The 14102-nt window shown below is 61.1% G+C and carries 14 protein-coding genes; 12 read left to right on the forward strand and 2 right to left on the reverse strand.

What is annotated here, in order from left to right:
- Nucleotides 1–10: 10 nt before the first annotated feature.
- On the reverse strand, nt 11–931 hold the full coding sequence (locus tag LPJGGPFB_RS05940) for a 2-dehydro-3-deoxygalactonokinase (RefSeq protein WP_234902773.1): 921 nt from the start codon (nt 929–931) through the stop codon (nt 11–13).
- A complete protein-coding gene (locus LPJGGPFB_RS05945) occupies nt 928–1698 on the reverse strand; it encodes an SDR family NAD(P)-dependent oxidoreductase (RefSeq protein ID WP_173419158.1) in 771 nt (256 codons plus the stop codon). Before LPJGGPFB_RS05945 ends, LPJGGPFB_RS05940 begins: the two co-directional genes overlap by 4 nt.
- 165 nt (nt 1699–1863) lie before the next feature.
- Between LPJGGPFB_RS05945 and LPJGGPFB_RS05950 the strand changes: the two genes are divergently transcribed.
- The 12 genes from LPJGGPFB_RS05950 to LPJGGPFB_RS06005 all read left to right on the forward strand — a co-directional run bounded on the left by LPJGGPFB_RS05950 (nt 1864) and on the right by LPJGGPFB_RS06005 (nt 13885).
- Complete coding sequence (locus LPJGGPFB_RS05950) at nt 1864–2676, forward strand: IclR family transcriptional regulator (RefSeq protein WP_210264355.1); 813 nt, start codon at nt 1864–1866, stop codon at nt 2674–2676.
- A 194-nt stretch (nt 2677–2870) separates the two neighbouring features.
- Nucleotides 2871–3611: a helix-turn-helix transcriptional regulator gene (locus tag LPJGGPFB_RS05955; protein ID WP_077504194.1), complete on the forward strand. Its 741-nt coding sequence runs from the start codon at nt 2871–2873 to the stop codon at nt 3609–3611.
- A 169-nt stretch (nt 3612–3780) separates the two neighbouring features.
- Nucleotides 3781–4536 (forward strand): LuxR family transcriptional regulator, encoded by a 756-nt coding sequence (locus LPJGGPFB_RS05960; RefSeq protein WP_077504193.1) that lies wholly within the window; start codon nt 3781–3783, stop codon nt 4534–4536.
- Between the two features lie 490 nt (nt 4537–5026).
- Nucleotides 5027–6187, forward strand: coding sequence for an iron-sulfur cluster carrier protein ApbC (apbC, locus tag LPJGGPFB_RS05965; RefSeq protein ID WP_173419160.1), 1161 nt, complete (start codon nt 5027–5029; stop codon nt 6185–6187).
- Nucleotides 6188–6606: 419 nt separating this feature from the next.
- Nucleotides 6607–7584, forward strand: coding sequence for a magnesium transporter CorA family protein (locus LPJGGPFB_RS05970; RefSeq protein ID WP_173419161.1), 978 nt, complete (start codon nt 6607–6609; stop codon nt 7582–7584).
- A 17-nt stretch (nt 7585–7601) separates the two neighbouring features.
- Complete coding sequence (locus LPJGGPFB_RS05975) at nt 7602–9503, forward strand: potassium transporter Kup (protein ID WP_173419162.1); 1902 nt, start codon at nt 7602–7604, stop codon at nt 9501–9503.
- Between the two features lie 237 nt (nt 9504–9740).
- The gene (locus LPJGGPFB_RS05980; protein WP_173419163.1) at nt 9741–10916 is read left to right on the forward strand and encodes a cell wall hydrolase; all 1176 of its coding nucleotides are present in this window, start codon (nt 9741–9743) and stop codon (nt 10914–10916) included.
- 298 nt (nt 10917–11214) lie between these two features.
- Nucleotides 11215–11574, forward strand: coding sequence for an AtpZ/AtpI family protein (locus LPJGGPFB_RS05985; protein WP_077504188.1), 360 nt, complete (start codon nt 11215–11217; stop codon nt 11572–11574).
- Between the two features lie 60 nt (nt 11575–11634).
- Nucleotides 11635–12387, forward strand: coding sequence for a F0F1 ATP synthase subunit A (locus tag LPJGGPFB_RS05990; RefSeq protein WP_173419164.1), 753 nt, complete (start codon nt 11635–11637; stop codon nt 12385–12387).
- Nucleotides 12388–12468: 81 nt separating this feature from the next.
- Nucleotides 12469–12696 (forward strand): F0F1 ATP synthase subunit C, encoded by a 228-nt coding sequence (locus LPJGGPFB_RS05995; protein WP_025426100.1) that lies wholly within the window; start codon nt 12469–12471, stop codon nt 12694–12696.
- A 75-nt stretch (nt 12697–12771) separates the two neighbouring features.
- Nucleotides 12772–13386 (forward strand): F0F1 ATP synthase subunit B, encoded by a 615-nt coding sequence (locus LPJGGPFB_RS06000; protein WP_173419165.1) that lies wholly within the window; start codon nt 12772–12774, stop codon nt 13384–13386.
- Nucleotides 13387–13399: 13 nt separating this feature from the next.
- Complete coding sequence (locus LPJGGPFB_RS06005) at nt 13400–13885, forward strand: F0F1 ATP synthase subunit B (RefSeq protein ID WP_112808705.1); 486 nt, start codon at nt 13400–13402, stop codon at nt 13883–13885.
- Nucleotides 13886–14102: the final 217 nt, after the last annotated feature.

Raw genomic sequence — 14102 nt, forward strand, 5'->3', positions numbered from 1 at the left:
AGTCTTTCGGTCAGAGGGGCCAGATTGCCTGAGCGGCAGTCGAAAGGCCGGCGCGCACGGCCTCGTCGGCATCGACGATCCGCGGGCTAAGGTTGAGGCTTGTTAGTGCTGCGCGGTAGAGCGCGCCGAGTGAGCCGGAGGCAACGAGGCAGACGCTGTCGACCGCACCGGCTGCTGCGAGTGCCCCGGCAATCTCAAGCCCGATCAGCGTGCCCGAGAGCGTCGCCTTGGCGTCGGTCGCCGTCGCGCCGTGAAGCAATTGACCGGCGCGGACGCCGAACGTCAGGTTGGTGGCGAGCGCCGGGTTGGCGCAGGCCGCTGCAACGGCTGCGAGGAACGCCGGATGCTCGCCAGAAAAGACCTGCGCATCCGCGATCGAGTGGCTGAGGATCGAATGCTTGGAGATCACATCGAACAATTCTCCGGTCATGAAGGTCGAGAAACCTGTGACCTTGCCGCCCTCGAGGCGCACCCATTTGCTGTGGGTTCCGGGCATGCAGACGAGATGCCGGCCGTCGCCGAGGCTGGTCGCGGCACCGAGCAGTTGCGTTTCCTCGCCGCGCATCACGTCGGGATGCTGCGGATCGCGCTGAGCGAGACCCGGAAGAATGCGAATGTCGCGGTCGATATCAGGCACCGCGACGGCACCTGCGGCAATCGTCGAGAGGGCGGCGGGGGTGTCGAGATAGCCGGCCTCCACCCAACCCTGCTTGGCGCCCGCCATCCCGCAGATGATCACCGGCAGGTGCGCAGGCGCAGCCACCGCGGCCAGATGCGCCTCCAGGACGGTCGAAAAGCCGGTCTTGGCAGCTGTGGTCATGCCTTCACCGCTGCGTCGTTCGGCAAGCACCGCGCCGTCCTCGGCAATGATCCAGAGCCGAAAGCTCGTGGTTCCCCAGTCGACTGCGGCATAATAGGCTGCGGTCATCAAAGTGCGCCTCCATCAATGATCATCGTTTGGGCCGTCATGCCCGTGGAACAGTTCGAAGCCAGGTAGAGGCAAGGGCCCACGAGGTCGTCTGCGGTCAGGCTTCGTTTCAGGCACTGCTTCTCCAGCATCGCCATGATCGCCGCTTCGTCCAGCCAGAGCTTTTTTTGCCGCTCGGTGACAATCATGCCGGGAAGGATCGCATTGACGCGGATATTGTCGGGGCCGAGCTTGCCGGCGAGCGACTTCGTCAATCCGACAATGCCGGCCTTGGCCGTCGCATAGGCCGGGATTTCCGCCATGTTCAGCAGGAAGGCGATCGACGAGAAATTGATGATCGATCCGCCGCCGGCCTGCCGCATGTGCGGCGCCACCGCCTGACTCATGAAAAACAGGTGCCTGAGATTGACCGCCTGGCTTTCGTCCCAGCTTTCTTCGGTGACATCTTCGAGTGGCTGTCGGTCGTCGCGGGCCGCATTGTTGACGAGCACGTGGAGCGCGCCGAGCGTCGCCGCAGTCGTTTCGACGGCCCGTCTCACCGCGTCGATATCGCGCAGATCGGCATGAATGAAGAGCGGTCTGTATCCGGTCTCGGCCGAGAGCCTGTCGGCGAGCTCCAAGCTTGCCGTCGCGTCGATGTCGACGAAGGCGACCTGCGCACCCTGACGAACGAAACCTTCGACGAGTGCCGCACCGATGCCGGCGCCACCGCCGGTGACAAGGACACGGCGATCCCTGAGATCGTGAAATTGGGCCGCAGGCAACGGCATCTGATCGGCACTCCCGTTCGCGCCGCTTTGGCACGTTTGTCGATCTTAATGTTCCGATATGTGGAACGCGATTTTATTATATGGAATTATCGGGCGGCAACGGTTATTTTGTCAAGATCGGATTGGCGGACCCAGAGCTGTATGGGCGGGAATGAAACGGGCGACATGAGCGTGGAACTCACAGGAATTGCGCACGGCGAGGCGGCCGGCACCGGTACGCTTGGCAAGGCCGTGGCCGTTCTTGAAGCGGTGGTCATGGCGGACGGGCCACAGCGGTTCACCGATATTCTGGCGAGATCCGGCCAGCCGCGCGGTACCTTGCATCGGCTGCTCAGCCACCTCGTCGAGGAAGGGCTGCTCGTGCAGCGCCGCGATCTCTCCTATGAGCCCGGCCTTCGCCTGTTGACGCTCGCCTCTCGCTCCTGGGCCGGCAATCGTTTTCGCGATGTTGCCGAGCCGCATCTTCGCAGCCTGCACGAGCTGACCGGAGAAACCGTGCATCTCGGCATCCTCAGGGAAACCGAAATCGTCTATGTCGACAAGGTCGAAAGCCGGCAAACGGTGCGCATGAGTTCGCAGATCGGCAAGGCCTCTCCCGTCTATTGCACCGGCATTGGCAAGGCGGCGCTGTCGCTGTTGCCGCAACCGGAACTTGAGCGGCTTGTGGCGAAAATGGCCTTTCACGCCTTCACTCCGCATACCCATCGCTCAGCCGAAACGCTGCTGGCGGAGATTGCGGACATCCGCCGCGACGGACACGCTTTCGATCGGGAAGAACATGAGATAGAGATCCGTTGCGTCGCTGCGCCGATCCGTGTGTCGGGCAGCGATCTGACAGCTGGAATCTCGGTTACGGGGCCGGCCTACAGGGTGAGCATGGAGCAGTTGATCGCCTGGTCGGGGGCGGTGCGGGCGGCGGCGGCGGCGATCGGGGAGGAGGCCGCGATTCGCCTCGGTCCGGGCCGCGGTGGACCTTGAGTTCACTTTACGGTAAATTAGAAACTTCGACTGGACGTGGTGTTCCAACCTCGATAACGTTAATATATCAGGTTAGCTTTGCGGTTGACCGCGACCAGGTTTGATTTTGTCATTAAGAATAATTTTGACGTAATCTTCATGCGGCGTCAGCGGCCGTGCTCCTCCCCGGAGCCGGATGTGGAGAAGGGCGGAAGATGATCGATTTCAGCGCGAATATGGCGTCGTTGATGCTCCCCGACGGGCGGTCCGTGAGGGGGCCTATCTGTTGCGAGGATGATATCAGACGGGTGATCGGGCAGGTTGCGGACGCCTACGGCTTCCGTGGCTTCCTTGTGCTCGCCGTTCCGGATACCGGCTGCAATAGCCTTGAGGCCAACGCGATCATGACGACCTATCCGGTCGAGTTCCTGAAAGGTTACGACAGCGCTGGCCTGATCAATGGCAGCCCTGTGATCCAGCGCCTGCGCCGCAGCACCATACCCTTCACCTATGACGCCCACCAGCTGGCGCGCCGGCGCGCCGATGGCAAGGGCGACGCGGCGATCTGCGTCTTCGAGCAGGCGGGCATGCCGCGCGGGATTTACCTTCCGGTGCACGACGCCGGTGGCCACCGCGCTGCCATTGCCTTTGGCGGCGATCGCCCCGTCGTGTCGAACGATGAAATGCAAGAACTCAATCTGTGGGCCGGCATCCTCTTCAGCAAGCTGGTCGAGGTGCGCGAGCGCGATCGGCGCGGGTCGGGAAGCCTGTCGCGCCGTGAGGTGGAATGCCTGCGCTGGGCCGCTGCCGGCAAGACCACGAGCGAGATGGCGCGGATCCTTGCGCTATCCGAATACACAGTGAACCACTATCTCAACCGAGCGACGCGAAAGCTGGATTCGGTCAACCGCGTGCAGACGGTCGCCAAGGCCATGCGCGCCGGTTTGATCAACTGAGAACTGGCACTTTCTGCACATCAAAGCTGGATGCTGCGGCATGGCGCAGTTCGCTTGCAGGGAAATACACAGGCTTTTGGGCGCGTAGGGCAGGGAATCTCGATCATCTGTTGGCATTGGCCTGCGGGTCGGTCTATTTGATAATTGATGAATGCCATGGAACGCGCGAATGCAGGATACGATGACCACCGGGACGACTGACGCAGATCTGCCCCGGGGCGGTGATTTCGCGTCCGAGATCGCAAAACTGGAGACCCAGTTCGATATCATCCGCTATATGCGGCGGGTCACGCAGATGTTTGGCTTCAAAACCTTTCTCATCTGCTCGATCCCGTCCATCGACGTGGACCGCCTGGCTGCAACCACCGTTATATCCAACATGCCTGCCGAGCTGCTGAACAAGTATGACAGCCTGTCGATGCTGCGCTTCAGCACCGGCGTCAAACGGCTGCGGGAAACGACGACACCTTTCCAGGTGACGCTCGAAGCCTGGGAAGGCGAGGGTGGCAAACCCGATTCGGCCAGCGAATACATTGCCATGCTGCGCGACAACGGCATCTTCCAGGCGAGCTATTTCCCGGTGCACGACGCAGAAGGTGGTCGCGGCGCGGTGATCCTGATGGGGCCGGAAGCCGAACTGCCGATGACCGTGACCATGGAATTGCAGATGATCGCAATCCATATCTACAACCGGCTGGCAGAGATCGGCTCGGTCTGGAAGAACGCCAGTGCGTCCCTTTCCGAGCGCGAGATCCAGTGCCTCAGCTGGACGGCGGCTGGAAAGACCAGCGCCGAGATCGCCGGCATCCTCGGCCTCTCCGAGCACACCGTGAACCACTACCTCAACCACGTCACCAAAAAGCTCGATGCGGTGAACCGCACGCAGGCCGTCGTCAAGGCGATGAAGAAGGGCTACATCAGCTAGCCTTAAAGCGCGTCGCGATCTTTCAGATTCGCGTGGCGCGCTTTAAGTTCTTGTTTTTGCGCATGTCGTTATCGCAAAACCGCGGCACACTTCTGCGCGGCATTCTTCAGTTCTGGAGCGGCGCCCAAGATTTGGTGCACCGATGCAAATGCTGCCATCCTGTGCGATTTTGAGATCATTGCTCATAAACTGGGCAGATGCTCTCGCGGGCGTCGACGTGCAGTAATTCCGTTATCTTACTGAAAACATTATAGGTTCAGTTCAGTTTGAATCTGGCACGCATCCTGCATTGCTATTGGCATGTCCAGAGGGGACTAAAACAAGACAGCGCCCAAGAAGGTCGCGACAAAAAGGGCCGCCACCTTATTCCACTGTGATCCCGGATGTACGGACACAAGGGATAAGTGGCGGCTCTGCTTTTTCCGTTATGTCGCATTGGCGAAGCGCCCGGCCTCGATTATCTAAGAGGACAGTAGAATGAGAGGACGCGATGCCGGAAGTCACCAGAGACGTGGTACTTGATAAGCTGCGAACCGTGCGCGGTCCGGATATGGAAGGAAACATCGTCGAGCTTGGGCTCGTGTCGGATGTCTTCATTTCGGATGGCAAGGCCTATTTTTCGATCACCGTGCCGGCCGACCGCGCCAAGGAGCTGGAGCCGATGCGGGCTGCAGCCGAGCGCGTGGTGCGCGAAATCCCTGGCATCAGCGCCGCAATGGTTGCCTTGACCGCGGACCGCAAGGCGGCACCTGCGGCTGCCCCGGTGCAGCGCCCGCAACCGGCCGGCGCTCATGCCGGCCACGCGCATGGTCAGCGTCCGGCAGGCGGCGCGCCTGCAAAGGCCGGCATTCCCGGCGTCGGCGCCATCATCGCCGTCGCCTCCGGCAAGGGCGGTGTCGGCAAGTCCACCACATCGGTCAACCTGGCGCTGGCGCTGAAGGCCAACGGCCTGAAGGTCGGCCTGCTCGACGCCGACATCTATGGCCCGTCCATGCCGCGCCTCCTGAAGATTTCGGGTCGGCCGCAGCAGATCGAAGGACGAATGATCCGCCCGATGGAAAACTACGGCCTCAAGGTCATGTCCATGGGCTTCCTCGTCGACGAGGAAGTGGCGATGATCTGGCGCGGCCCGATGATCCAGTCGGCATTGCTGCAGATGCTGCGCGAAGTCGCCTGGGGCGATCTCGATGTTCTGGTGGTCGACATGCCTCCGGGCACCGGCGACGCACAGTTGACCATGGCGCAGCAGGTTCCGCTCGCCGGCGCGGTGATCGTCTCGACGCCGCAGGACCTGGCGCTCATCGACGCCCGCAAGGGGCTGGCGATGTTCCGCAAGGTCGAAGTACCAGTGCTCGGCATCATCGAGAACATGAGCTATTTCGTCGCCCCGGACACTGGCAAGCGCTACGATATCTTCGGCCATGGCGGTGCGCGCAAGGAAGCCGAGCGTATCGGCGTGCCGTTCCTCGGCGAAGTGCCGTTGACCATGGGCATTCGGGAAACCTCCGATGCCGGTACGCCGCTGGTCGTTTCCGATCCGGAGGGGGAAATCGCCCGCATCTATCGTGAGATCGCGACGAAGGTCTGGCGCGAAGTCTCGGCAGCACGAGACGACAAGAGCCGCGCGATGCCGAATATCGTCTTCGAATAGGCCGTCGTCCGCGGCCTGTTCGATCGGGTCGACCCGTCACGCGACACAGGCCGGGTCGGCTCCGAAGCCCTGCGAATAGCGGCACAATTTTGTCCGAAACCCGATTTCGATTCGGCGAAACATGCAGTAGGGTGGCGCCGGAACGGTAGACGGCGCCTGTGTCATGTATCGAGGGGGCATTGATTTTGCGTCTGTGTTGCGCCATATGCCGTGCCGCACTTGCGAAGGTGCCCAACTTAGCGCCCTCTCGCCGGAGACCTTGTCCTCCCGCGATGACCGAGTTGAGGATTTTGTCCTGACTGGGAACGCTTCATCCGATGGATTTCGATAGTGGGAATAATGTGGCGCCAATGCGGTTGCTCACTTTCGCGCGGGCTCGCATCTCCACCCGGGACCGCAGCCGCGGGAAGGGCGCCTGAATGATCACGGGCTATTGCTCCAACGGAGAGATCGTCTCCCTGTCGGTGGCGGACGAGCCGGTTGCGCTGCGTCCCGACATCGTCTGGGTCGATCTCGTCGAGCCGAGCAAATCCGAGGATCTGATGATGGAGAAGCTCCTGGGCATCTCCATTCCGACACGCGAGGACCTGAAGGACATCGAGCCGTCGAGCCGGCTCTATTCCGAGGCTGATGCGGTTTTCATGACGGCGTCGCTGGTCTACCGCTCCGAAACCGATATTCCAGATCTGACTGACGTTGCCTTCATCCTGCATGGCGGACGGCTGGTGACCATTCGCTACGCCGAACCACGCGCTTTCGCCCTCTTCAAGGCGGCGATGCACCGGATTCCCGGCGGCTGCCCGAACGGCGTCGTGATGTTGACGCGGCTGCTCGAAACGATCGCCGACCGCACAGCCGAAATCCTCGAGCAGGCCGTCGGCAAGATCGACGATCTGTCGCTGCAGGTCTTTGGCGACAAGGCGGTCGTCAAGCGCCGGCCGCCGCACTTCCTCGAGGCGCGCCTGCGCGACGTGGCCGGTCATCACCGTCTGGTCGCCAAGACCCGCGACAGTCTTGCCTCGCTCTCGCGCCTTTTGACCTTCGTCTACACCGTTCCCGAAGTCCAGGCGGACAAGGACAGCCGCGAACTCTGCCGCTCGATCTCGCGCGACATCCAGACATTGTCGGAGCATGCCTCGTTCATCTCCGGCAACATCACCTTTTTGCTCGACGCCTCGCTCGGCCTCATCAATGTCGAGCAGAATGCCATCATCAAGATCTTCTCGATCGCTTCGGTGGTATTGTTGCCGCCAACGCTGGTCGCTTCCGTCTACGGCATGAACTTTCGCGTGATGCCGGAACTCGAATGGCAGCTCGGCTATCCCTTCGCGCTGGCCGCCATGGTGATATCCGCCGTGATACCCTTTTTCTTCTTTCGCTGGAAAGGCTGGCTCTAACAGCCAGTAGGACACGCATGACCCAATCGCATGCCCCTTCCACACAAGGGTCGAAAGACCTGCGCCGGCTGCTCGTCCTCGGCCTCGGCTCCATCGGCGTGGTCTACGGCGATATCGGCACCAGCCCGCTCTACGCGTTTCGCGAAGCGCTGCGCCCGGTGTCCCACGACGGCGTGACCGATGTCGAAATCATTGGTCTGATCTCGCTGATGATCTGGACCCTGACGATCATCGTCACCATCAAATATGTGCTGTTTCTGCTGCGCGCCGACAACCAGGGGGAGGGCGGCACGCTCTCGCTGCTGGCGCTGTTGATGAAGACCGGGAATGGCCACACGGCGATCCTGTTCTTCATGGGCATTGCCGGTGCCGCACTCTTTATTGGCGATGCGATGATCACGCCGGCCCTATCCGTGCTTTCGGCCGTCGAGGGTCTGAAGCTCGTGACCCCGGCGCTGTCGGACTACGTCGTCCCCATTGCCGTCGTCATTCTATTGCTGATGTTTGCGGTGCAGTCGAAGGGAACGGCAGCCGTCTCCAACTTCTTCGGCCCGATCACGCTCGTCTGGTTCCTGGTCATGGGCGGTATCGGCGTCATCCACATTTCCGACGACCTGTCGATCTTCAAGGCCTTCAATCCCTATTATGCCGCCAGCTTCATGTTCAATGAGGGCTATGTCGGCATCATCGTGCTCGGCGCCGTTTTCCTGACGGTGACCGGCGCGGAGGCGCTCTATGCGGACCTTGGCCATTTCGGCCGCCGCCCGATCCAGTGGGCCTGGTTCCTGGTGGTCTTTCCGGCACTGACACTCAACTATCTCGGCCAGGGCGCTTTCGTCCTGAAAAACCCCGAGGCGATGTCGGACCCGTTCTTCCTGATGTTCCCGAAATGGGCGCTGCTGCCAGTCGTCATCCTCGCGACGTTCGCGACGATCATTGCCAGCCAGGCGGTGATAACCGGTGCGTTTTCGCTGACGCGGCAGGCGATCCACCTCGGCTTCCTGCCGCGCATGGCGATCTTCCACACTTCGGAAACCCATACCGGCCAGATCTATCTGCCCAACGTCAACACCCTGCTGATGTTCGGCGTCATGGCGCTGGTCTTCGTCTTCGGCTCGTCGGAATCGCTTGCCACCGCCTACGGCATCTCGGTGACCGGCGCGATGGTGGTGACGACAGTTCTCTCCTTCGAGTTCCTGCGCGCGCGCTGGAACTGGTCGGCGCTTTGGGCCGGCGCCGTGCTTTTGCCGCTGTTTGCACTGGAGTTCGTGTTCCTCGGTGCCAACATGCTGAAGATCCACGATGGCGGCTACGTGCCCGTGCTGATCGCCGCCACTTTCATCGTCATCATGTGGACCTGGAAGCGCGGTACCGAAATCCTCCATGCCAAGACCCGGCATATCGACATTCCGCTGGCAAGCTTCGTCAAGTCCATTGAGCGCAAGAGCGAGCACGCCCCGGTTTCTGTACCCGGCACCGCGGTGTTCCTGACCAGCGACCCGGAATCGACACCGGCGGCCCTGCTGCACAACATCAAGCACAATCACGTGCTGCATCAGCAGAACTTCATTCTGACGATCCGCACCGCCAACACGCCGAAGGTTCCCAAGACAGAACGCGTCAGCGTACAGCCGCTGTCGGAGCGTTTCACCCTGCTCGAAATGCGCTTCGGCTTCATGGAGACGCAGAACGTCTCGCAGGCGCTTGGCCTGTTCCGCAAGTCTGGGCTGAAGTTCGACATCATGTCGACGTCGTTCTATCTCGGAAGGCGCAAGCTCGTTCCGGACGCGCAGTCGGGCATGCCGCATTGGCAGGACCGCCTGTTCATCGCGCTTGCCAACGCGGCGATCGACCCTTCCGACTATTTCCGCCTGCCGACCAACCGCGTTGTCGAACTCGGCTCGCACGTCATCATCTAACGTCACCGATTGCGAAAGCCGCTGGCGGGTCAAAAGTCCGCCACCACTGTCTTTCAGTGAACACGCATTAACCAAACATCAAGGTTAATGCTTCATTTTCAAGGCTCGAACGAAGCGTTGCCGGCCATGCGTCCGGCAGCTTCATTGTCCTAGCGTCCCCGCGCGGAATCTGTCCGCTGGCCCATCGCCGGCGAGGGCAGCGCCGTGCCTTCGATCAGCGTTGCGTGGAGTGGGTTGGTGCGTAAGAGTCAAAAACTGCGTCGCGAATCTCGTGTGAACGTCTCCGCCTGGCTGGCTCCGGCTCTCATCGGACTAGCGGTCTATATCGGCTTCCCCACGGTCGCCGCCTATTCCGACCTGGCGACCTTCCTCTCCGGTATAAATCGTGGCGGCGAACGCTGGCGGATGTACATGACGCCGTCGCCGGCGGGATCGATCCACGACGTCGAGATGGTCTTTGCCGACCCGATCACGACGAGCGCGCTCGATGGCGGGGCCGGTATCGAACTTCCCGATGGCAGCCGCGTCGCGTTGACCGCGGAAAGCAAGCACGCCGGCACGCCGGACGAAGACCGCGTCAACCGCCGGGGCAAGAAGGGCCGTATCGTCGCCGTCACCCCCGTCACGCCGCCGAAGGATTTCACCGCCGGCTCGATCCTGCAGCGCACGAGTTCACTGATGGAGCCCGGTTTCGAGGGCGCCGAAAAGATGGTCTTTGCCAAGCCGAAGATCAAAGGCAAGGAGATCGAGATCGCCACGGCCTTCTACAAGAAGAAGCCGCCGAAGATCGAGCCCGGCCTCTCGCCGATGCTGGCCAAGCTTGTGACCAACGACAAGCCCGACATTCTTGCGACTGCCTATGTCCGGCCCGAGCCGGACTATGCGCGTGAATCGCCCTTCGATTCGATCCTGAGAGAAGACAAGAACGCCGGGCGCTTCATTCCCGACATCGCCCCGGAAGATCATGCCTGGGCCGCGACCCCCCTTCCAGCTGAGGTCTTCAGCAAGGAAGAGCAGACCTGCCTTGCCGAAGGCATCTATTTCGAGGCGCGCAGCGAACCCCTGAAGGGGCAGGCGGCCGTCGCGCAGGTGATTCTCAACCGTGTGCGCAATCCGACCTATCCGAAGACGATCTGCGGCGTCGTCTATCAGAACAAGGCCTGGCGCAACCGCTGCCAATTTTCCTTCGCCTGCGACATGATCCGCGACCTGGTCTATTCGAGGTCGCACTGGAATGAAGCCAAGGATGTCGCGATGGCCGTCACCGCCGGCAAGATCTGGCTGCCGGAAGTCGGCTCGGCGACCCACTACCACGCCACCTACGTCAACCCCGCCTGGGCGAAGACGATGAAGCGGGTCGGCAAGATCGGCCTGCACATCTTCTACCGGACCTATGGCGGCGGCTGGAGCTGACGCCAGTCGGCCTTCATCCTGCAGCGTTTGGAGCATTGATCGCGGGCCGGAGATTCTGGCCCGCGATCTGCCGATTCCTGCCTTTGTCTGCCAGCCGCGGGCGCGGGACGCGGTCAAGATGATGAAATCATTGCGAAATATTGTCCACGTCGAAGCGCTGAGCACGCCTTGACTATGCGAATGCCTAAAACTATGTTGCGCGCGACTTCAAATGGGGCTGAAACGTGGCTTGAACAGCAGCCTTTGGTGTGACCGAAATCACGGTCGTGACCGTGTAGGGTAACAATGGGAGAGCCACGTGACGGAGAAACCCGAGGAAAGTCTGGAAGCGCGGCTGAAGCAGCTCGGCGAAAAGATTGAGTCCAAGCGACCCAGTCAGCCGGATGGTGCCGAGGCCAGAGCCGCCGAAAGCCGCAAAGGCTATGCGGCGGCAATGAAGCTCTCCAGCGAGTTCATCGCTGGCATCGTGGTTGGGGCGTTTCTGGGCTATCTTTTGGACCACTTTGCGGGTACAGGGCCGTGGGGCATGATCATTTTCCTGCTCCTTGGCTTTTGCGCCGGTGTGTTGAATGTACTGCGTTCGGCTGGGATGGTGGCAACACTCGACTCGGTAAAGCGCAGTTCGGGAAATGACAAGACGGACGGAGATGGCGCCTGAGGCGTCGCCCGGAAAACACGGTATCCGCTCTAAAGGCGGGCAGAACGAAAGAGAAGCACGGTGTCAAACGATCCGACCCACCAGTTCCTGGTCAACAAGATTGTCCCGATCGAGATTGGCGGAATTGACTTTTCCTTCACCAACGCGTCGCTGTTCATGGTTGCGACCGTGGGTGCTGCGGCCGGTTTCCTCTACCTGACGACATCGCAGCGCGGGCTGGTCCCGACGCGCCTGCAGTCGGTTTCGGAAATGTCCTATGAATTCATCGCTTCCATGCTGCGCGAAGGCGCTGGCAACGGCGGCATGAAGTTCTTCCCGATGGTGTTCTCGCTGTTCATGTTCATCCTGACGGCGAACCTGCTCGGCATGTTCCCTTATTTCTTCACCATCACCAGCCAGATCATCGTCACCTTCGCCTTGGCGCTCTTCGTCATCGGCACGGTGCTGTTCTATGGTTTCTACAAGCATGGTTTTGGCTTCCTGAAGCTCTTCGTGCCACACGGCGTGCCGGGGGTGCTTCTGCCGCTGGTCGTGTCGATCGAAATCATCTCGTTCCTTTCCCGTCCCATCAGCCTTTCGGTCCGTCTCTTCGCCAACATGTTGGCCGGCCACATCACGCTGAAGGTTTTCGCTGGCTTCGTTACCTCCCTGAGCGCGCTTGGTGCGCTCGGTATCGGTGGTGCGATCCTGCCGCTCATCATGACCGTCGCTATCACCGGTCTTGAATTCCTCGTCTGCTTCCTCCAGGCCTATGTCTTCGCGGTACTGACCTGCATGTACCTCAACGACGCTGTCCATCCCGGAAGCCACTAAGGAATACAGTCGCTTGCTTCCGGCCGGTCCTCCGCCGGAAGCGCAATCCTAAGCCGCAACACCATTCGAAGGAGTTCAATCATGGAAGCGGAAGCAGCAAAGTACATCGGCGCAGGTCTGGCTTGCCTCGGTATGGCCGGCACGGCTCTCGGCCTCGGCAACATCTTCGGCAGCTACCTCTCTGGCGCGCTGCGCAACCCGTCGGCTGCTGACGGCCAGTTCGGCCGCCTCGTATTCGGCTTCGCCGTTACGGAAGCTCTGGGCATCTTCTCGCTGCTCGTAGCCCTGCTCCTCCTCTTCGCCGTCTAATAACGGCTGGAGTTTCGGCCGCGACCCGTAAAGGGTCGCGGCCGCGCATATTCTTGAGTGCACCTGGAGGTGAGCATGTTTGTGACCGCGGCCTATGCCCAGCAGTCAACCACCACTGAAGGCGCCGAAGCACACGATGCCGCTGCGGCCGGTGAGGTGCACACCGAAACGGGTGTGGCCCACGAAGGCGAGGCTGGCTCCGGCGTGTTCCCGCCCTTTGATTCGACCCATTTCGCATCGCAGCTGCTTTGGCTCGCGATCACGTTTGGCCTCTTCTATCTCCTGATGTCGAAGGTCATCATTCCGCGCATCGGCGGAATTCTGGAAACCCGTCACGACCGGATCGCTCAGGATCTCGACGAAGCGTCGCGCCTTAAGGGCGAAGCTGACGCTGCCATCGCATCCTATGAGCAGGAATTGGCAACCGCCAAGGCCAAGGGTCATCAGATTGCCGACGGTGCGCGTGAAGCCGCCAAGTCCAAGGCTGTCGCCGACCGCAACGCTGTCGAGGCCGATCTTTCCAAGAAGATCGCCGCTGCGGAAGACCGTATCGCCGATATCAAGACCAAGGCACTTGCAGACGTCGGCGCAATCGCCGAGGAAACTGCAACCGCTGTCGTCAAGCAGCTCATCGGTGGCACCGTCACCAAGGCTGAGATCGTCGCTGCCGTCAAGGCATCGGGTAACTGAGGAGCACTGAACCATGCATCTTGATGCGACCTTCTATGCCCTCGTCGGCTTGATCCTGTTCTTCGTCCTGATTGCCTATCTCAAGGTTCCGGGCATGATGGGCAAGGCGCTTGACGCCCGCGCCGACAAGATCACCAACGAACTGGCAGAAGCCAAGCGCCTGCGCGAAGAAGCCCAGGCTCTCGTTGCCGAATACCAGCGCAAGCGCAAGGACGCCGAAGCGGAAGCGGCCGGCATCGTTGCCGCCGCTCAGCGCGAAGCCGAAATGCTGACCGCTGAAGCCAAGCAGAAGACGGAAGAATTCGTCGCCCGCCGGACCGCGCTGTCGGAGCAGAAGATCAAGCAGGCTGAAAGCGACGCGATCAACGCCGTTCGTTCGGCTGCCGTCGATCTGGCCATCAGCGCTGCCGAAAAGGTTGTTGCTGCCAAGGCCGACGCTGGTGCGCAGAACGAACTGTTCAAGAAGGCACTTGGCGAAGTCAAGTCGCGCCTGAACTAAGCTTCGGCTGCAAGCTACGATTTGAAAGCCCCGCCTCGTGCGGGGCTTTTTCGTTTTCGAGGCCACATTGTTGTGGCAAGCAAAGTTCGGGCTGGAAGGCGGCGCAGGAGGGCCAGGGTTATGGTTTGGGCCCGGTTCCGGCATAAGGCGTTCGCCTCAGGTAGGCTCGATGGAGCATGACAAGGTGACAGGCGGAAGGTAAATGCGCGGCTGAACG

This window comes from Ensifer adhaerens, from assembly GCF_013283195.1.
GTDB lineage: Bacteria > Pseudomonadota > Alphaproteobacteria > Rhizobiales > Rhizobiaceae > Ensifer > Ensifer adhaerens_G.